At 73.4% G+C, this 19002-nt stretch carries 16 protein-coding genes; 8 read left to right on the top strand and 8 right to left on the bottom strand.

Going from position 1 to position 19002, the window contains the following annotated elements; translation table 11 throughout:
- Positions 1-154: 154 nt before the first annotated feature.
- The 5 genes from HII36_RS43550 to HII36_RS43530 are packed head-to-tail and all read right to left on the bottom strand — an operon-like array spanning position 155 to position 7148.
- Complete coding sequence (locus HII36_RS43550; RefSeq protein ID WP_173529217.1) at positions 155-2860, bottom strand: sugar-binding protein; 2706 nt, start codon at positions 2858-2860, stop codon at positions 155-157.
- A gap of 16 nt (positions 2861-2876) precedes the next feature.
- Positions 2877-3680 (bottom strand): carbohydrate ABC transporter permease, encoded by an 804-nt coding sequence (locus tag HII36_RS43545; protein WP_173529216.1) that lies wholly within the window; start codon positions 3678-3680, stop codon positions 2877-2879.
- On the bottom strand, positions 3677-4594 hold the full coding sequence (locus HII36_RS43540) for a carbohydrate ABC transporter permease (protein WP_173529215.1): 918 nt from the start codon (positions 4592-4594) through the stop codon (positions 3677-3679). The genes HII36_RS43545 and HII36_RS43540 overlap by 4 nt, the downstream gene beginning before the upstream one ends.
- Positions 4591-6009 carry an extracellular solute-binding protein gene (locus HII36_RS43535; RefSeq protein ID WP_236004538.1) on the bottom strand — a complete coding sequence of 473 codons (1419 nt, stop codon included), beginning with the start codon at positions 6007-6009 and terminating at the stop codon, positions 4591-4593. Before HII36_RS43535 ends, HII36_RS43540 begins: the two co-directional genes overlap by 4 nt.
- 2 nt (positions 6010-6011) lie before the next feature.
- The gene (locus HII36_RS43530; protein WP_328808158.1) at positions 6012-7148 is read right to left on the bottom strand and encodes a PfkB family carbohydrate kinase; all 1137 of its coding nucleotides are present in this window, start codon (positions 7146-7148) and stop codon (positions 6012-6014) included.
- 130 nt (positions 7149-7278) lie between these two features.
- Here HII36_RS43530 and HII36_RS43525 point away from each other — a divergent pair, with 130 nt between their 5' ends.
- The 8 genes from HII36_RS43525 (at position 7279) to HII36_RS43490 (ending at position 15670) form a co-directional block, all read left to right on the top strand.
- A complete protein-coding gene (locus tag HII36_RS43525) occupies positions 7279-8088 on the top strand; it encodes a DeoR/GlpR family DNA-binding transcription regulator (protein ID WP_173529213.1) in 810 nt (269 codons plus the stop codon).
- A gap of 81 nt (positions 8089-8169) precedes the next feature.
- Complete coding sequence (locus HII36_RS43520; protein ID WP_173529212.1) at positions 8170-9513, top strand: 6-phospho-beta-glucosidase; 1344 nt, start codon at positions 8170-8172, stop codon at positions 9511-9513.
- Between the two features lie 64 nt (positions 9514-9577).
- Positions 9578-10279 carry a response regulator transcription factor gene (locus HII36_RS43515; protein ID WP_173529211.1) on the top strand — a complete coding sequence of 234 codons (702 nt, stop codon included), beginning with the start codon at positions 9578-9580 and terminating at the stop codon, positions 10277-10279.
- Positions 10276-11724: a sensor histidine kinase gene (locus HII36_RS43510; protein ID WP_173529210.1), complete on the top strand. Its 1449-nt coding sequence runs from the start codon at positions 10276-10278 to the stop codon at positions 11722-11724. Before HII36_RS43515 ends, HII36_RS43510 begins: the two co-directional genes overlap by 4 nt.
- A gap of 94 nt (positions 11725-11818) precedes the next feature.
- On the top strand, positions 11819-12610 hold the full coding sequence (locus HII36_RS43505; protein ID WP_236004535.1) for a polyphosphate polymerase domain-containing protein: 792 nt from the start codon (positions 11819-11821) through the stop codon (positions 12608-12610).
- 6 nt (positions 12611-12616) lie between these two features.
- Positions 12617-13294, top strand: coding sequence for a DUF4956 domain-containing protein (locus HII36_RS43500; RefSeq protein WP_173529208.1), 678 nt, complete (start codon positions 12617-12619; stop codon positions 13292-13294).
- Positions 13294-14826 carry a CotH kinase family protein gene (locus HII36_RS43495; RefSeq protein WP_173529207.1) on the top strand — a complete coding sequence of 511 codons (1533 nt, stop codon included), beginning with the start codon at positions 13294-13296 and terminating at the stop codon, positions 14824-14826. Before HII36_RS43500 ends, HII36_RS43495 begins: the two co-directional genes overlap by 1 nt.
- A gap of 40 nt (positions 14827-14866) precedes the next feature.
- A complete protein-coding gene (locus HII36_RS43490) occupies positions 14867-15670 on the top strand; it encodes an IclR family transcriptional regulator (protein WP_217370690.1) in 804 nt (267 codons plus the stop codon).
- Between the two features lie 24 nt (positions 15671-15694).
- Here HII36_RS43490 and HII36_RS43485 read toward each other — a convergent pair whose 3' ends face one another.
- From HII36_RS43485 to HII36_RS43475, 3 genes are read right to left on the bottom strand one after another with little or no spacing between them, the layout of a single operon-like run.
- A complete protein-coding gene (locus HII36_RS43485; RefSeq protein WP_173529206.1) occupies positions 15695-16120 on the bottom strand; it encodes a FixH family protein in 426 nt (141 codons plus the stop codon).
- Positions 16117-17421 carry a hypothetical protein gene (locus HII36_RS43480; RefSeq protein ID WP_173529205.1) on the bottom strand — a complete coding sequence of 435 codons (1305 nt, stop codon included), beginning with the start codon at positions 17419-17421 and terminating at the stop codon, positions 16117-16119. The genes HII36_RS43485 and HII36_RS43480 overlap by 4 nt, the downstream gene beginning before the upstream one ends.
- The gene (locus tag HII36_RS43475) at positions 17418-18521 is read right to left on the bottom strand and encodes a hypothetical protein (protein ID WP_236004532.1); all 1104 of its coding nucleotides are present in this window, start codon (positions 18519-18521) and stop codon (positions 17418-17420) included. The genes HII36_RS43480 and HII36_RS43475 overlap by 4 nt, the downstream gene beginning before the upstream one ends.
- Positions 18522-19002 lie beyond the last annotated feature (481 nt).

Raw genomic sequence — 19002 nt, 5'->3', positions numbered from 1 at the left:
TGGCCGGGCTGTGGGTGCCGGGCTGGTCGGGTTGTGCATAGTCGGGCTGTGGCTGGTTGGGCTGTGGGTGGTCGGGCTGTGGGTGGTCGGGCCGGCTTGGGAATGGCCGTGGCCGGCCAGTCCTCGGTCGCGGGAACGACGTCGAGAGGATCGGTCAGTTGGGCGGGAGTGGTGTGCGGGAGGCGTGGGTGCCGCCGTTCCGGGCCTGCCAGCCGGCCACGACCGCCGCCTGCTCCCCGGCCGAACGAGTGAGCGGCACCCGCACGGTCGCCGTGCCCCGCCGGGAGATCGTGACCACTCGGGCGCCGGCCGTGCCCGCACCGTCCCGGATGAACAGGTGCGCCCGGCCGGGAGCGGCGGCGTGCAGCGTCACCTCCACCGCCGTGCCCGCGCGCCGGGCCGCGACCACGCGCCCGGCCCGCGACGGCTGCGCCGCCGGGCCGCCGCCGAGCGGGAGGCCGAGCCGGGCCGACTGCTCCACCGACTGCGGCGAGTCCAGGCTGGACAGCGCCGTGGCGGGGATCACGGCGGCGGGCGGCGTGGTCGGACGTCCCGGCGGCGGCAGGTAGCCGGGCAGCGTGGCGACGCCCCACCGGTACGGGTCGCCCTGCACCCCGCCCCACGTCGACCAGCCGATCCGGGTCTGGCCGGTCTTGTCCTGGGTGTCGGAGTCGTAGACGAGCACGTTCATGCCCAGGTGCCCGGGATCGACCGCGCCCGGCAGGAGCTCCAGCGGGATGGCCGCCTCCACCGCGTACGTGCCCGCGCCGACCGCCGCGGCCACCCGCATGCCGGGCGCGGTCCGTTCGCCCGGCCCCTGACGGTTGTCGGCGTCGCGCAGGAAGCACGGCGGGCCCTCGGCCGTCACCGGCAGCACCGCCGCCTTGAACGTCGTGGACGTGTTCTCCGACACGCCACGCGGGTCCAGCGCGATCTCCACCGCGTCGGTACGCCAGTGCCGCTTGCAGTCGGCGGCGGGCAGCCGCGTGCCCAGCACGTCGTCGCGCACCTCGACCAGTACGAACAACGTGTCGTCGCGCCAGGTGACCCGGGCCGTGGCCGAGCAGTCGGCGGCCGAGTCGCAGGGGTCGCCCTCCCAGCGCCGCGAGACGTCCAGCGCGGGACCCGGGTACTCGCCCGCGCCCGCCACGCCGTCGATCACCGGCGGCGCGGCGGCCTGGGGGAGCGTGGCGGCGGGGACGAGTTCGAGTGCGGGCCGGCTGACGAACGAGCCGCCCTCACTCGTCGTGGTCGTGATCGTGTAGGGGTGGTCGCCGCCTTCCGCGCCGGTGCGCAGCGACGGGTCGGTGTTGGTGACGGTGAAACGCACCCGGGTCGAAGTCCCCGCCGCCAGGCCGTCGAAAGCGGCCTCGGCCCGATCGGCGGCGAACCCGGCGGGCAGCCCGAGCCGGACGACCCCCGACCGCGCGGACCCGCCCAGGTTGGTCACCACCACCTCCACCGGACGCGAACCGCCGGACGGCACGGTGAGCACGGGCGTGACGACGCCGCCGAGCCGCGGCACGTCCGCCCGCGCCGCCCAGCTCTCGTACTCGGCGACCTGGGGGAGGAGTTGCGGCTCGCCGCGTACGTCCGGGCCGGCCTCGACCGGCGTGTCGGTGTAGCCGCGGCCGCGTTCCGAGGTCAGCGTGGCCGCGATCCGCGCCCGCCCGGACGCCCCGGCGGGCGGTGTCACCGTGAACACCGCCGTGCCCGCGCGGCCCGCCGCCAGCCGGCCCAGCTCGCCCGACCCGCTGACCCGCCACCCGCCGGGCGCCCGCAGCGCCACCGACGCCCGGCCCAGCGGCTCGCGCGGCGGCGCGGTCGCGGTGACCTCCACCGTGAAGGGCGTGCCGGGGCGCACGTCGAACGCGCCGGCCCGGATCGTGAACCGGGTGCCGAGCGGGACCGTGCCCGGCGCGCGGGTCAGCGCGCCGTCGAGCATGGCCGTGGGCGCGGCCGCGGCGGCGCCGCCCGGTTCGGGGATCGGCACCCGGGCGTCCACCTGGGCGAAGAAGTCGCAGCCGAGCTGGGCCGGGTCCGTGGGCACGTCGGGGAAGCCGGCCCAGCCCTGCGAGGCGTACTCGCGCTGGGCGTCACGCTCGACGGCCGCCCACGTCCTGCCCTGGTGCGGGGACACGCGCCCGCTCCACACGCCGTACACGTTCTGCGTGGGGTCGGCGGGCTGGAACGTCGAGGCGCAGCCGGGGCCGGTGCGCGAGGTGCCGCGCGGCCGTGACTGGAACAGCCGCGCGGGCGCGAAGGGCCGCAGCCCCTCGCGGGCGAGCTGCTCGGGGAAGGCCCGCGGATCGGCCGCCGCGTGGAACGCCTCGATCGCCAGCCGCGCCGCCTCCTGGTGGTTGCCGTGATTACCGGGGACGGGCGCGGGATCCATCGTCAGCAGCACCTCCGGTCTGGTCATACGGATGATCCGCACCACCTTGGCCAGCGTGTCGCCACCCCACACCTGATCGGTCAGCGGCGCGCTCACCGTGTAGTAGAAGTCGACGTCGTCGAGGTTGAACACCTCGCGCACGCCCGCCTTCGCCACCGCCGCCCGCTCCTCGGCCTCGCGCAGCAGGCCCAGCGCCGGGCCCTCCTCGGGGCCGACCGCGTTGCCGCCGCCCTCGCCGCGCGTGACCGTGACGACCCCGGCCCGTACGCCGTGATCCGCACCCCACTGGCCCAGCGTGGACAGGGAGAACGCCTCGTCGTCCGGATGCGCGCCGACGAACAGCACGTCCAGGTCCGCGTCCGCCCCCGCCGCCGCACCCGCCTCCGGGGCGGCGGCGGCCGGAACCGCGAGGGACGAGAGGGCGAGCAGAACGGCGGCGAACACCGCCACCCGGCGTGATCGCATGACAAACCTCCCGGCGCTACTCGCGGACCGCCCCCTGGAGCAGCCCGCGGATGAAGTGACGCTGCAGGAACAGGTAGAAGACGACGACCGGGGTCGCGACGAGCACCGACCCGGCCGCGAGCAACGTGAAGCCCGACGTGTGCTGACCCTGGAAGAAGGCCAGGCCCAGCGGCGCGGTACGCAGCGACTCGCTGGTCACCATGATGAGCGGGATGAGGAACTCGTTCCACGTCCACATGAACACCAGCACGGTCAGCGTGACGATGGCCGGCCGGGCCGGCGGCACCAGCACCTGCCACAGGATGCGCCACACCGACGCACCGTCGATGCGCGCCGCCTCGACCAGCGCCCGGCCGCTCGCCCGGAAGTAGGCCCGCATCCAGAACGTCCCGAACGACACCGACAACGCCACCTGCGGCAGCGCCACCGCCCAGAACGTGTCGATCAGCCCCAGCGAGCGCAGGTCGAAGTAGAGCGGCACGGCCACGGCCTCGCTCGGCATCATGATCCCGACCAGGAAGAGGTAGAACAGCGGGTTCTGGAACCGGAAGCGCATGGTGCCGAACGCGTACCCGCTCATGATCGACAACACCACGCTGACCACCACCACGAACGCCGACACCGCCAGGCTCGTACGCAGATACGTGCCGAACCGCCCGATCTCCCAGGCCGCCGCGAAGTTGGCGAACCCGCCGGTGCCGCCGCCCGCGTCGTCCGGGCCGAGCGCGGCCGACAGGATCGTCAGCACCGGGAACAGCGCGAACGCGGCGAACGCCGTCAGGATGAGGTAGTTGGCCAGCCGCTCCCCGCGTGAGATCACGACGTGCTCCTGTCGGCGTACCGGTTGATGGCGAACGAGATCACGAAGATGACCACGGTCAGCGTCACCCCGATCGCCGCCGCCGAACCCACCTGGCCCAGGCCGAAGGCCCGGTGGTACACCTCGTACGACGGCACCGACGTCGAGTTCCCCGGGCCGCCGCGCGTGGTGACGTACACCAGGTCGAACGTGCGCAGCGCGGCGATCACGGTCAGCGTCAGCGCGACCGCGATCTCGCCGCGCACCGACGGCAGCGTGACCGCGAAGAACTCCCTGACCGCGCCGGCCCCGTCGAGGCGGGCCGCCTCGTACAGCTCGACCGGGACGCGGCTCATCCCGGCCAGCAGCAGCACGGTCACCAGCCCGGTTTCGAACCAGGTGCCCACCACGCCGACCGCGGGCAGCGCGAACGCGTACTCGCCCAGCCAGCCGCGCGCCAGCGAGCCCAGCCCGAGCGCGCCGAGCAGGTCGTTGAGCGTGCCGTCGGGCGCGTAGACGCGCCGCCAGGCCACCGCCACCACGACCATGGCGACCACCTGCGGCAGGAACACCACCGTGCGGAAGAAGCCGAGCCCGCGCACCTTGGCGTGGTTGAGTATCGCGGCCAGCGTCAGCCCGACGACCAGCGGTGCGAGCGCGTAGAAGCCGACGAGCACCAGCGCGTGCGCGAACGCCGCGCGCAGCCCCTCGTCGGCGACGATCGCCGCGTAGTTGGCCAGGCCCGCCCACCGGCCGGTGCTCAGCCCGTCCCAGTGGTAGAGCGACAACTGCGCGGCCCGGCCGATCGGGTACAGCAGGAACAGCGCGTACACCGCGAACGCCGGCAGCAGGAACAGGTAGGCGACGGCGCGCGGCTCCCCGGGCGGACGGCCGGCACGCGGCTCCCCTGACGCGCGGCGCGGTCCCGCGGTCACTCGTTGCTGTCCGCGAACGTCTTGTAGTCCTTCTCCAGCGTCGCCAGGAACTCCGCCGGCTTCGCCTCGCCCGCCAGCAGATCCTGCAGCGCCGCGCCGAGCGTGTCGGCGAACGTCGGCGTCGCGTAGTCCAGGTACGGCACCAGCGCCTGGCTCGCGGTCGCCGTGCCGAACGCGGTGAACATGTCACGCCGCGGCCCCTCCGGCACGCTCTGCGCGGCGGTGTCGGCGATCGGCAGCAGCCCCTTGGCGGTGAGCACCCGCATGGCCGCGGCGTCGGTGATGAAGTTCAGGTAGGCGGCGGCCGCGTCCGGGTGGCGGCTCTTGGCGGTGATCGCGAACGGCAGCCCGGTGCCGCCGGTCGCCACCGGCGGGCTGCCCGGCGGCAGCACGAACCCCAGGTTCCGGCCCATCACCCGCTCCAGGTCGGCGATCAGCCAGCTCCCGCCGATCAGGAACACGCCCTCGCCCTTGCCGAACGCCTGCCAGGCCGCGTCGTAGCCCTGGCCGTTGAAGCCGCGGTTGAAGTAGCCCTTGGCCGCCCAGTCGGCGAGCTGCCCGGCGGCCGTGGCGTTCTCCGGGGTGTTCCACGAGGCGCCCTTGCGGCCGAAGCCGAGCATGGTGATCTGCCTGGCGGGCACGTGCCGGCCCTGCACGGCGCCGAACACGTGCACGGCCGGCCACTTGTCCAGGTTGCCGAGCTGCATCGGCACCTCGCCGGCCGCCTTGGCCGCGGCCAGCGCGGCGTCGAACTCCTGCCAGGTGGCCGGCGGCTCCAGCCCGAGCGCCTTCAGCTTCGCCGCGTTGTACAGGATGCCGACGACCTCGCCGACCTGCGGCAGGCCGTACACGCTGCCCTGGCCGAAGACCTTGCCGTCGGGGCTGTAGCTGACGTACTGCAGGACCGACGGCGGGTAACGCTTCTTCCAGCCGTAGGCGTCGGCGTAGGCGTCCAGCGGGCGCAGCTGCCCGGCCTTGACGAACGCGCCCATCTGCGGCCGGCCGTTGTTGGCCTGGACCACGTCGGGCGGCTCGTTGCCCGACAGGGCCAGGCGCAGGGTGGTGTTGAGATCGTCGAAGGAGCGCGACACCCGCTTGACGGTGATGTTGGGGTACTTGGCGTGGAAGGCCGCGTTCAGCTCGGTCATCTGGGCGTTCTGGCCGCCGCGCACCTCTTGGTCCCAGACGGTCAGCGTGACGTTCCCGAGCGCGGCGGCGTCCGTGCGCACCGCCGACGCCGCTGCCGTCGCCGGGAGAGCGGACGCGCCGGGCGCGACGGACGGTCCCGGCGCGCAGGCGGCGGCCACGAGCGCAGTGGCCATCAGCACGGGGGCCATGAGCACGGGGGCCGTGAGCGCGGGGGCCAGGCGGGGAGTGAGAACGCGGGGCTCGGGCGATCGCGTCCTGGCGGGCATGGTCACTCCTTCTGGACGATGGCCGATGGGCTTCTGGCGAGGTCGGCGTACCTGGCGACGGTGGCGGCGGCCCGGCGCACCGCGCCCACGGGCACGGTCGGCACCAGCCGGTCGAGGAAGGCGTACCTGCGGGCCAGCGAGTCCCCGTACGCGCCGCGCCGGCCGGCGCCCGCCCGCACCTCGTGCCACCAGTCCGCGATGTCACCCCAGCCTGGCGCGGCCAGCGAACCGCCGAACTGCTGCACCGCCAGCGCCGCGCACAGCCCGGCGAACGCCAGCCGGTCGGCCAGCGGCCACCGGCACAACGTCCCCAGCACGATGCCCGCGCCGAACACGTCCCCCGCGCCCGTCGGGTCGAGCGCCGTCACCCGGGGCGCGGGCACGAACGCCTCCTCGCCGGTGATCGAGTCGATCGCCATCGCCCCGTTGGCGCCGTCGGTGACCACGGCCAGCGGAACCCGGTCGGCCAGCGTGTACAGCGCGTCGCGCGGGGTGTCGGCGCCGGTGTAGGCCATCGCCTCGACCGCGTTCGGCATGAACGCGTGACAGTCGGCCAGCTCCTCCAGCAGCTCGGGCGACCAGGCGCCCGACGGGTCCCAGCCCACGTCGGCGAAGACGAGCGAGCCGTCGCGGCGCGCCCGCTCGGCCCAGCTCGTCCCGCCCGGCGGTTCCTCGGCGGGCAGCGCCACGATCACCGCCCGCGAGCACGGCGGCGCGCCGATCATCTCCGAGGCCGACACGGGCGGCGGATGGCCGTGGGTGACCATGGCGCGGTCCCGGTCGACGGCCATCGACACCGTCACCGGCGAATGCCAGCCCTCGAAGCGCCGCGACCTGGACAGGTCGACCGACTCCTGCTGCTCCAGCGTGCGCCAGCAGAAGTCGCCGTAGTCGTCGTCGCCGAACGCCGCCGCCAGCGACGTGCGCAGCCCGAGCCGGCTGGTGGCGATGGCCAGGTTCGCGATGCCGCCCGGGCACGAGCCCATGCCCTCGGCCCAGATCTCGGTGCCGCCGGCCGGCATCGCGGGCAGCCCGGTGAAGACGATGTCGAGGAAGACCGTGCCGGCCAGGAACACGTCGAACTGCGGGCCGTCCTGGCCGCGCTGGTCGGCGAGAGGGTCGTACGTCTGGACGGGCACGGATGCGACCTCCTCGACAGACCGAGTTGTGCGCAATCTTGCACGATTCCCGGCCGACATCAAGGGCTCGGTGCGTGACTCTGATGCATCCTGCTCACCGCTGCGCGGAGATGGCTGATACGATCCGACCGTGCTGCAGCACGTCAGGCATGCGGAGATCATGCGCCGGGTCCGGCTCTCCGGCGCCGCCGGCGTCGGCGACCTGGCCAGGCAGCTCGGCGTGAGCGCGTCCACGATCAGGCGCGACCTCGAAACGCTCGACCGGGACGGCACGCTCAGGCGCGTCCGCGGCGGCGCCCTGGTGACCCTGCGCGACACCACCACAGACCCCCACCCCGGCCCTGGTCTTGGCTTCGGTCCCGACGCGGACGTGGATCGGCCGTTCGCCGAGGTGGTGACCGCGAACGAGCAGGACAAGGAGGCGGTGGCCGAGCGCGCCGCGCGGCTCGTGCGCGACGGCGACGTGCTGCTGCTCGACATCGGCACCACCACCGTGCGGCTGGCCCGCAGGCTGCGCGGCCGGCCCGTCACCGTGGTCACCTCCAGCCTCGCCGTCCTCGACGTGCTGCGCGCCGACCCCGAGGTCGAGCTGCTGCTGCTCGGCGGCATGGTACGGCGCGCCTACCACTCGCTGGTCGGCGTGCTCACCGAGCAGGCGCTCGGCCAGATCAACGCCGACCGGGTCTTCCTCGGCGCCAGCGGCGTGCGTCCTGATGGGCGGCTCGTCGACACCACGCTGGCCGAGGTCCCGCTGAAACGCGCCATGATCGCGGCGGCCGGGCAGGTGGTGCTGCTGGCCGACCGGCACAAGTTCCCCGGCACCGGCGCGCTGCGGGTGTGCGGGCCTGAGGACGTCGACGTGATCGTCACCAACCCGGGCGCCGACGAGACGACGCTGGCCGCCTGCGCCGCGGCCGGCGCCCAGGTGCTCCTGGCCTGACCGCCCAGGTCGAGCCAGGCCGAGCCGGGTCGAGCCGCCGTGAAACCGGAGAGATGAGCCCGGAGAAATGAGGGGGCCGCGATGAAACTGGCCGTGCTCGGCGGCGGAGGCTTCCGCGTCCCGATCGTGTACGGCGCGCTGCTGCGCGACACCGGCGCGCCGGGCATCCGCGAGGTGGTGCTGCACGACGTGTCGCGGGAACGGCTCGAGGCCGTCGGGCACGTGCTGCGCGGCCTGGCCGCCGGGCACGACGCGCCGCCCGCCGTCCGGGTCGCCACCGGCCTGGACGACGCCCTGCGCGGGGCCGACTTCGTCTTCTCCGCCGTCCGCGTCGGCGGCCTGGCCGGGCGGGTCGCCGACGAACGCGTCGCGCTGGACCTGGGCCTGCTCGGCCAGGAGACGACCGGGCCGGGCGGCATCGCGTTCGGCCTGCGTACCGTGCCGGTGGCGGTGCGCCTGGCCGAACGGGTGGCCGCCGTCGCGCCCCGGGCCTGGGTGATCAACTTCACCAACCCGGCCGGGATGATCACCGAGGCGATGCGGGGCGTGCTCGGCGACCGGGTGATCGGCATCTGCGACTCCCCGGTCGGGCTGATCAGGCGGGCCGCCGCCGCGCTCGGCCTCGACCCGGCCCGGGTGTCGCCCGACTACGTGGGGCTCAACCACCTCGGCTGGCTGCGCGGCCTGACGCACCAGGGCACGGACGTGCTGCCCGGCCTGCTGGCCGACGACGACGCGCTGGACCGGGTCGAGGAGGCCCGCGTCTTCGGCCGCGACTGGGTGCGCACGCTGGGCGCGCTGCCCAACGAGTACCTGCACTACTACTACTTCGCCCGCGAGTCCGTGTCCGCCATCGACCAGGCCGCGTCCACCAGGGGGGAGACCCTGCTCCACCAGCAGGAACGCTTCTACGCGGCCGCCCGCGCCCGTCCCGGCCAGGCCCGCGAGACGTGGGAGCGGGCGCGCGGGGAACGCGACGCCACCTACATGGCCGAGACCAGGCGGGCCGCGGGCGCCGGCGAGCGCGACGCCGCCGACCTGGCGGCGGGCGGCTACGAGGGCGTCGCGCTGGCTCTCATGGCCGCGCTGACGAGGGGCGAGCCGCACACGATGATCCTCAACGTGCGCAACGGCAGCGCCGTCCCAGGACTGCCCGCCGACGCGGTCGTCGAGATCCCGTGCGCGGTCGACGCCTCGGGGGTGCGCCCGCTGGCCACCCGGCCGCTGCCCGGCTCGTTCCTCGGGCTGGTGCAGCAGGTCAAGGCCGTCGAGCAGACCGCCATCGAGGCCGCGCTCACCGGCTCGGCCCGCCTGGCCGTCGCCGCGTTCGCGCTGCACCCGCTGGTCGGCTCGGTCGCCACCGCGCGCCGGCTGCTCGACGGCTACCGCGCCCGCATTCCCGAACTGGCCGCCGTGATCCCCTGACCTGCCGGTTCGCCCAGACGTGATCTTCAAGCCGGCCTTACACGGGTGCCGCTACAACAGTGCCATGAACCTATCCGCGCCCGCGAAAGTGCTGGTCGTCGACGACGAGCCGAACATCCGCGAGCTGTTGTCCGAAGCGCTGGGACTCAACGGCTTCTCCGTGCGCACCGCCGCGGGCGGGCGGGCCGCGCTGGAGGCGGTCGCGCGGGAGCGGCCCGACATCCTGGTGCTCGACGTGATGCTGCCCGACCTCGACGGCTTCACGGTCGCCCGGCGGCTGCGCGAGCGTCAGGACGGCCCGCTGGTGTTGTTCCTGACCGCCAAGGACGCCGTCTCCGACCGCATCACCGGCCTGACCGCGGGCGGCGACGACTACGTCACCAAGCCGTTCAGCCTGGAGGAGGTGGTGCTGCGGCTGCGCGCGATCCTGCGCAGGATCAGGCCCGAGGGAGAGCCGTTCGACGACGGCGTGCTGCGGTACGCCGACCTCGAACTCGACGAGGAGGCGCACACCGTCCGGCGGGCCGGGCGGCCGATCCACCTGTCGCCGACCGAGTTCAGCCTGCTGCGCTACCTGATGATCAACGCCGGACGGGTGGTCAGCAAGACCCAGATCCTGCGGCGGGTCTGGGACTACGACTTCGACGGCGACACCAGGATCGTCGAGTCGTACATCAGCTACCTGCGCCGCAAGATCGACGCGGGCGGCCCGCCGCTGATCCACACGCTGCGCGGCGTCGGCTACCGGCTGCAGGAGCACGCGTGAGCCTGGCCCGGCCCTGGCCGCTGCGGCACCGGCTGCTCGCGGCGCTGCTCGGGCTGTGCGCGGCGGGGCTGGCCGCGTTCGCCGCCGCCGGGGTGCTGCTGCTCGACCGCTCGCTGCTGGACCGGGTGGACGACCAGCTCGCCGGCTTCGCGGCCACGTTCGCGCACCGGCCGCCGCCGCCCGCGCCGCCGCCGCGCCCGCGCGGCGGCGTGGAGCTGCCCAGCCAGTACCACGTCGCCTTCTACGATTCCGCGGGCGCGCTGACCAGACGGCTGCCCGCCGACGCCGCCGACGGGCCCGCGCTCCCGTCCAGGCTGACCGCCGCGCCGGGCCATGAGGACACGCTGCCCGGCAGGTCGGGCGAGGGGGAGTGGCGGGTGCTCGTCTCCGGGCTGCCGGACGGCGGCCGCGTGGCGGTGTCGATGTCGCTGGAGTCCAACCTGGCCACCGTGCGGCGGCTGCTGGCCATCGAGGCGGTCGCGGGCGTGCTCGTGCTCGCCCTGCTCGCCGCCGTCGCCCGCGCCGTGGTGCGGCTCGGGCTGCGTCCGCTGACCAGGATGGAACGCACCGCCCAGGCCATCGCGGACGGCGACGTCGACCGCCGCGTCGGCGACGCCGACCCGCGCACCGAGACCGGGCGGCTGGGCCGGGCGCTCAACGTCATGCTGGAGCGCCTGGGCCGCGCGCTGCGCGAACGCGAGCGGTCCGAGCAGCGGCTGCGGCACTTCGTCGCCGACGCCTCGCACGAACTGCGCACCCCGCTGACCTCCATCAGGGGCTTCGCCGAGCTGTACCAGCACGGGCAGGGCGCCCGCGACCCGGTCGTGGAACGCCTGCTGGCCCGCATCGAGGGCGAGGCGGAACGCATGGGCGTGCTGGTGGCCGACATGCTGCTGCTGGCCAGGCTCGACCAGGAGCCGGCGCTGGAACGCGGCACCGTGGACCTGCGGGTGCTGGCCGGCGACGTGGTGCAGGCGGCGCGGGCCCGCGACAGGGAACGGGACCTGCGGCTGGAGATCAGCGAGGAGCCGGTGCTCGTGCACGGCGACGAGCACCGGCTGCACCAGGTGATCGCCAACCTGGTCGGGAACGCGATGACCCACACCGCGGCGGGCACGCCGGTGCGCGTCACGGTCACCGGGCATGCCCTCGCCCCGCCGTCCCCCGAGGGCGCGGTGACGTCGGGGACGGGTCCCGCGCCCGGCCTGCCCGTGGCGGCGGTGGAGGTGCGCGACGAGGGCGCCGGCATCGCCCCCGCGCACCTGACGCACGTGTTCGACCGCTTCTACCGCGCCGACCCCGGCCGCTCGCGCGCCCACGGCGGCACCGGGCTCGGCCTGGCCATCGCCGCGGCCCTGGCCGCCGCGCACGACGGGCGGATCGAGGCGGCGAGCCCGCCGGGGCGTGGCACCACGTTCCGCGTGCTGCTGCCCGCGCACACCTGAGGTTCACCCGTTCCCACGCGCTGTTCACACATTGTTCCCAGCTTCGTGCTGTCGGATGTGCACCGGAACGAGCACCGACGCGAACAGGAGTGACATGCTGCGAACGCTGCGCGCGCCGCGCGGGCCGCACGCCTTCAACCGGTACGAGATCAAGTACCTGGTCGACGCGGCGCTGGCCGAGGAACTGCGCGAGGAACTGGCACCGCGGCTCGACCGCGACAGGCACTGCCCCGACGAGGGGTACGGCGTCTGGAGCGTCTACTACGACACCCGGCGGCTGCGCTTCTACTGGGAGAAGATCGAGGGGCTGAGGTTCCGCAGGAAGCTGCGCATCCGCCACTACGGCGACCGGTTCTCGGTGGGCGCGGACACCCCGGTCTACGTCGAGATCAAGCAGCGGGTCAACCGGGTCACGCAGAAGCGCCGGGTGCGGCTGCCGTACCGGGACGCGCTGCGGCTGTGCGACGGACGGCAGCCCGTCGAGCGGCCGGACGGGGCGCGGGGCTTCGTGGACGAAGTGCTCGACCTGGTGTCACGGCTGGAGCTGCGGGCCACCGCGATGACCGGCTACACCAGGCACGCCTACCAGGGACGCGACGCCGACACCGGGCTGCGGGTGACGTTCGACCGGCGGATCAGGGGCCGCGACCGAGACTTCCACCTGGGCGCGGACGCCGAGAACCGGCTCATCGTGCCCGCCTCGATGACGATCATGGAGGTCAAGGCCGACGAGCGGGTGCCGTACTGGCTGACCGACCTGACCGCGCGCAGGAACCTGCAGGTGGTGCGGGTCTCCAAGTACTGCCAGAGCGTCGAGGCGTACGGGCTGGCGCCACGCTCGATCTTCCACGTCCCCGGCCACGACACCATCTCAGCGGAGGTCTGACCCGCCATGGACTTCTCCTTCCAAGACCTGTCCGGCACGTTCAGCGTCGCCGACGTCGCCCTCGCGATGACCCTGTCCTTCGTGCTCAGCGCCATGATCGGCTGGGTCTACCGGGCCACTCACCGCAACGTGTCGTACAGCCAGTCGTACGTGCAGACGCTGGTCGTCCTCGGCATGCTCATCTCCCTGATCATGCTGGTCGTCGGCTCCAACATCGCCCGCGCGTTCGCGCTGGTGGGCGCGCTGTCGGTGGTCCGCTTCCGCAACGCCATCAAGGAGACCCGCGACGTCGGGTTCATCTTCCTGGTGATGGGCGTCGGCATGGCCGTCGGCACCCGCTTCTACCTGCTGGCCGTGGTGGCCGCGGTGGCGATCTCGCTGATCGTGCTGATCATGCACAGGTTCGGCTGGTTCCGGCTGAACGTGCGCCGCCAGGTGGTCAAGGTGCAGGTGCCGTCGGACGAGGACCTCACCGCGGTGATCCAGGACGTGCTGGTCCGGCACACCGACGAGTTCGAGCTGGTCAGCATGGAGTCGATCAGGGGCGGGGCGCTGACCGAGCTGATGTACACGGTGAAGATCAAGAAGGGCAGCGAGCCGGCCGACGTGATCGCCGGGCTGCGCGAGCGCAACCACGGGCAGTCGGTCACCGTGCTGACCGGGTACGACCAGACGGACCTGTGATGCGCGCCGACCGGAAGAGGCTGCGGCACCGGGTCCCGGTCCGGCTGCGGCAGAACGGGCGGCTGGTCGCGGTGTGCGTGGCGTTCCTGGCGGCCTGCTGGGGGGTGTTCGGCAGCGGGACCGTCCGGCCGTACGTCACGACCACGCGGGCCGCCGCCGCCGAGACCGTGATCACGAATCTCGCCGGGAGCAAGGATCTGTTCGACGCCTCCGTCCCGCACGACGTGCGGATCACCTTCCGCGACGAGGCGTACCGGGACATGCTCACCGAGTACTTCAAGGACGGTGACAAGAAGTACGTCGAGGCCGACCTGACCATCGACGGGACCAGGATCCCGAGCGTGGGGATCCGGTTGAAGGGCAACTCGACGCTGATGGGGCTGACCTGGAACGGCCAGTCGCGGGCCCAGGGGCGCGGCGGTCAACGTCCTGCGGGGGCGCCGCAGGGCGTCCGGCCGGAGGGTGTCGGGTCGGAGGGCGCTCAGCCGCCCGCCGACGCCCAGCGGTTGCGTGGCGGTGGGATGGGGCGGGCGGTGCTCAAGGCGGAGGAGCCGGAGAAGCTGCCCTGGCTGATCAGCTTCGACGAGTTCGTGCCCGGCCGCCGCTATCAGGGTCACAGCCAGTTGGCGGTGCGCCCGTCCACGGCGGGCCCGGCGTCCGCAGCGTCCGCAGCGGGTTCGGGGGGCTCGGCCGGCTCCGAGGGCTCGGCGGCGATGCTCAACGAGGCGCTGGGGGTCGCGCTGGTCGGCGCGGCGGGCGAGCCGACCCAGCGCTCCGCGTACGGCTCCTTCGAGGTCAACGGCCGCGCCTCGGCCCCGCGCCTGCTGGTGGAGTACCTCGACGAGGGCTACGCCGACGACCTCGGCGACGGCGTGCTGTACAAGGCGCGGGCCGGCAGCTCGTTCACCTACAAGGGCGAGGACCAGACCGAATACGCCACCGACTTCAAGCAGATCGACGACGTCGGCGGCCGGGACCTGCAGCCGGTGATCGACCTGATCGAGTGGGTGAACACCGCCTCGGCCGCCGAGTTCGCCGCGGGGCTCGCCGACCGCCTGGACGTCAAGGCGTTCGCCCGCTACCTGGCCCTGCAGAACCTCATGATCAACTTCGACGACATGAGCGGGCCTGGACGCAACTACTACCTGTGGTACGACCAGGCCGCCCGGCGGTTCACCGTCATCACCTGGGACCTCAACCTGGCCTTCAGCGGTGACGCCACGACCGGCGTGCACGACGCCGTCTCACGCGGACGCGCAGGCGGCGGCGGACGCATGGGCGCCGGTCATCCGCTGAAGGACAAGTTCCTGGCCGACGCCGGCTTCAAGAAGCTGTACGAGGAGCAGTACCGCGACCTGTACACCCGGCTGCTGGCCGGCGGCACCGCGACCGGGCTGCTCGACGGGCTGGTGGCCGCGTACAAGCTGAACGCCCGCGCCGACGCGGCGGCGGTCGACGCCGAGGCGGCCGAGCTGCGCGAACTCCTCGCCACCCGTACCGCCGCGCTGCGCGACGACCTGGCCGGCACGTGAGTGATTCGGAGTGCGGGCGCGCGTTCAGTACGCTGTTGCCGTGCCGGACAGCGACTCGCAATCCCCGCCATCCTCGGGATACCGCAGCCGTAACTCCACTGCCGACCGGGCACTGGACATCCTGCTGCTCTTCGACGACGACACGCTCGTGCTCTCGGCGGCCAGGGTGGCGGCGCACCTGAACGTCGCCCGCTCCACCGCCTACCGCTACCTGCAGAGCCTGAACACCATGGGCTTCCTGGAGGAGAACGAGGGCGGGTCCGGTTTCCGGCTCGGCCCCCGGGTGCTCGACCTGGCCAGGCTGGCCCGCAAGGGCGTCGGGCTGTCCGAGCTGGCCCGGCCGGTCATGCGCGAACTGGCCCGGGCCACCGGCTTCCCGGTGCTGTTCACCAGGCTCATCGGCACGTCGGTGTCCTGCCTGGAGCGGGAGGACGCCAACCAGGCGCTGCGGCTGTCGTACGAGCGCGGCCAGATCCTGCCGGTCAACGCCGGAGCCGCCGCCCTGGCCGTGCTGGCCTGGGCGCAGGAAGGCGTGGTCGAGGAGATCCTCGCCCGGCCGCTCGACCGGTTCACCGACGCCACCGTCACCGAGCCCGAGCAGCTCAGGCGGCGGCTGGCCGAGATCCGCGCGCGCGGCTACGCCGTCACGCGCGGCGAGCTCGACCCCGACGTGCTGGGCATCGCGGCCCCCGTCCGCGGGCAGGACGACTTGGTGGTGGGCGCGATCAGCATCGCCGCGCTGTCCCACCGGGTGCCCGAGGAGCAGGAGCCGGGCGTCGCCGACGCCGTGCTGAAGGCCGCGGCCGAGCTGTCGGCCCAGGTCACCCGCATGGAGCTGCGGTAGGGTCTGCCCCCGAGCCGGCCCTGATCAGTCGTCGATCAGGGCCTTGGCGACCAGCACCTCCGCGCCCGCGGGCCCGTCCAGCCTGATCGACAGCTCCCACACGCCCGCCATCGGGAACATCTCGCCCTCCGCGCGGAACCTGCCCGGCTCCTGCCTGCCTGCCGCGACCTCCGGCATGGCGTGCCCCATGTCGGGCATCACGGCCGAGACCGCCACGCTGTCCGCCTGGCCGGACGTCACCCGCACCTCCACCGCGACACGTCCCGCCGCCGGCCGCTCGACCGCGACGGAGATCGCGTAGTGGGCGCCCGACGTGTTCACCGTGACCGGCTCGGCGGTCCCGCCCAGGTTGCCGAGCAGGACCGCGACGACCCCCACGACCAGCACGGCGACCGCCGCCACCCGCCATCTCACCGCCCCGCGCTTCGCATCGCTCGCTGGGTCGGTCATCGGGCCGCCTCCCCGGCCGCGACGTCCACGGTGAACGGCACGGTCACGATCTTGTCGGACACCGCGTACTGCGACCAGGCCAGGTACCTGCCCGGACGGGGGAAGCTGAAGGTGAAGCGCAGCCGCCCGCCCGGCGTGCCCATCTCGTGCACGTGGCCGAGGAACGCGCCGTCCTGGCTGCGGACGATCAGATGCCCGGTCATGCCCAGCCACGGCCGCACCGCGCCCTGGGCCGGGACCTCGATCGTGGCCGGACGCCCCGCGACGGGGACGGCGGGCCGCAGCGCCGGCGTACCGGCGTTCCCCGCGACCTGCTGCTCCTCGACGGGCGCCGGCGACGGGTCACCGGTGACCGAGAACGCGGCCGTCAGCAACTGCCCGCCCGAGTCCTCGCGCTCCAGCTCCGCGTACGCCAGATACCGGCCCGCCCGGTCGGCGCGCAGCCGCACCTCCAGCCGTCCAGGGCCGGTGCGCAGCGGGTGCAGGTGGCGGAAGAACCGCCCGTCCTCGCTGGTGACCACCAGGTGGGCGAGCGCCTCGTGATGGGCGACGAGATCGTCCACCGGCCGGCCCGTCGAGCCGTCCACGAGGTCGAGACGCAGCGTGAACTCCGCTCCGGCCGCCGGACTGGCCGGGACCGTCTCCACCCGTCCCTGCGCGAACGGACGGCCGCCCGCCTGCGCGGAGCCGTCCGGCAGCGTGGACTCGGCGGTGGGCGCGGCGCCGTCCGGCGGGCTCGGCGGCAGGATCGGCTCGGCCACCACGACCAGCGCGGCCACCGTCACCCCGGCCGCCGCGCCCGCCGCCAGCGCCATCGCCGGGCCGGGACGGGACAGCGCCCCGGTGAGCAGCCCGCCCACCAGCAGCACCCCGGCCAGGAACAGCCCGCCGTAGATCAGGAAGTCCCCGGCGGAGGCACGCTCGACCAGGACGCGGAACGGCACCACCGCCACCTCGTCCCCGGCGCGCAGCTTGAGCTCGTGCGGGCCGGTCCGCTCCACGCGCAGCTGCGTGAAGCGCGGCTCGGCCGCCGCGGTGGCGGAGCCGGTCACCGTGCGGCCGTCCTCGACCGAACGGATCTCCAGCCCCACCGGCAGCCCGGTGACCGGCTGATAGGCGATGACGCCGATCTGCAGCGGCCCGGGCACCCGCGACGTCCCCTTGATCACCACCGTGAGCTCCGTGCCCGCGATCGTCTGGGCGATGCGCAGATCCGCTCCGGCCGTGACGTTGTGCGCCGCGGCCGGAGCCGCACCCACCAGCACCAGAAGGACGGCGAGGCAGAGAACCCGACGGATCATGCGCGGTCGGCGCCGACCGCGTCAGGCGAGACCACGGCGTTCCCCGACGTCGTCGCGTTCGGCAGCATCAACGCGCCGAGCGCCAGCCCGATCAGCCCGGCCATGATCGGCGAGCCGGTCCACAGCTCGGGAATCGCGGGCAGGCCGCCGCCCGTCGCCGACGCGACGCCGATGTACAGCGTCCAGGTGGCCAGCCCCGACAGCCCGGCGAAGGCCCAGTACGCGTACCGCCGCGCCCCCGACGGCCGCAGCCACCGGATCAGCAGGTCGCTGACCAGCCCCGCGACGATGAACGTCAGCAGGATGGGCATGTTCTCGAATGACGTCTGCGCGCCCGGCATCAGCACGCACACCGTGTACATGACGGTCACCGAGCCGAAGGGCAGCTCCCAGCGGCGGGCCAGCAGCAGCACCGGGGCGAGCATGACCACGTTGGAGATGACCATCGCACTGGCCAGCGAGCCGGCCCCGCCGTTGTCCAGGTCGGTGAACGCGTGGACGATCCCCGCCGAATCCCACTGCAGCGCGTCGCCGTAGGACAGGAACAGCGACACCAGCGTGGTCGCGAACGCCAGCCCGACCAGCGCGGGCAACAGCCTGCCGAGCGCCGGACGCGTGCCCACGTCGGGGGCGTTCCACGCCGAACGCAGCGGCGTGGTGATGATGAGGAGCATCGTCACGATCAGCCCGAGATGCGATGGACTGAACAGGATGTCGATGGTCTGCTCGATGCCGAGGAACGTGTGCCACATCATGTCCACGAACCCGAACGCGGCGAACGCGGGGATCGCCACCAGCCCGGCCAGATACCCGGTGGGGACCGCGGCCAGCCCTTGTCGCCCGGCCCGGACGTTGCGCCACACCTGCCAGATGATCCAGCCCGACACGGCGGCGAAGCCCGAGTAGAAGGCCGCGTGCCAGGGCGTGAAGAACGTCTCCAGCTCGGAACGGTTGGAGTGCGCCCACGCGTCGATCATCAAGCCGATGCCGAACCAGACCCCCAGCACCGCTGTGACCAGGTCCGTCCCCGGCGTCACCCAGGTGCGGGCCTCTCCGGAATCTGCGAGTAATCGCCTTATGCCGACATTGGCCATGGCCATGACGGGCTCCCTTCACTACGCGTCGATCTTGGCAGAACAACTGGCGAAGAACCGGGGAACCGGACAACGGCGGTGCGTTCGTGGTGCTCGCAAGGGTGATCTAACGCGAAACGGTCGGCCCCCGGGCGGTGCAGTTCTTTTCTACCGCGCGTTCACGTGCGGCGCGCGGACCTCCTGACGGCCTTCGACAACCGCTGGTGTGGACGTGCGGCGCGCCGGTTGTTTGAGCCGCGGGCCGCGGCGGGTGTTGGATCGGCGACGGCCATCCATCAGGGGATCGGGTCATCCGGCGGGCGGGGGCGATGTGACGGGGGACGAGCGCGGCATTTCCGGCCGGGGTGAGCTTGAGCAGGTCGGGCGACAAGGGCTGGCCGCGGTCCCCACCGGGTATCTGGCCGGGCTGGTGGCGATCCCCGCGTTCGCCGCGTTCGGGTTCGTGGACATGATGTGGCACACGTTCCTCGGCATCGAGCAGACCATC

Origin of the sequence: Nonomuraea antri (genome assembly GCF_013283785.1) — a bacterium.
GTDB lineage: Bacteria > Actinomycetota > Actinomycetes > Streptosporangiales > Streptosporangiaceae > Nonomuraea > Nonomuraea antri.
This window is presented reverse-complemented; position numbering and strand designations above follow the sequence as displayed.

Excerpts from the sequence above, each read along its gene's own strand:
- HII36_RS43550 (WP_173529217.1), bottom strand. The coding sequence starts at position 2,860 with ATGCGATCACGCCGGGTGGCGGTGTTCGCCGCCGTTCTGCTCGCCCTC.
- HII36_RS43535 (WP_236004538.1), bottom strand. The coding sequence starts at position 6,009 with ATGCCCGCCAGGACGCGATCGCCCGAGCCCCGCGTTCTCACTCCCCGC.
- HII36_RS43520 (WP_173529212.1), top strand. The coding sequence starts at position 8,170 with ATGAAACTGGCCGTGCTCGGCGGCGGAGGCTTCCGCGTCCCGATCGTG.
- HII36_RS43515 (WP_173529211.1), top strand. The coding sequence starts at position 9,578 with ATGAACCTATCCGCGCCCGCGAAAGTGCTGGTCGTCGACGACGAGCCG.
- HII36_RS43505 (WP_236004535.1), top strand. The coding sequence starts at position 11,819 with ATGCTGCGAACGCTGCGCGCGCCGCGCGGGCCGCACGCCTTCAACCGG.
- HII36_RS43500 (WP_173529208.1), top strand. The coding sequence starts at position 12,617 with ATGGACTTCTCCTTCCAAGACCTGTCCGGCACGTTCAGCGTCGCCGAC.
- HII36_RS43495 (WP_173529207.1), top strand. The coding sequence starts at position 13,294 with ATGCGCGCCGACCGGAAGAGGCTGCGGCACCGGGTCCCGGTCCGGCTG.
- HII36_RS43485 (WP_173529206.1), bottom strand. The coding sequence starts at position 16,120 with ATGACCGACCCAGCGAGCGATGCGAAGCGCGGGGCGGTGAGATGGCGG.
- HII36_RS43480 (WP_173529205.1), bottom strand. The coding sequence starts at position 17,421 with ATGATCCGTCGGGTTCTCTGCCTCGCCGTCCTTCTGGTGCTGGTGGGT.
- HII36_RS43475 (WP_236004532.1), bottom strand. The coding sequence starts at position 18,521 with ATGGCCATGGCCAATGTCGGCATAAGGCGATTACTCGCAGATTCCGGA.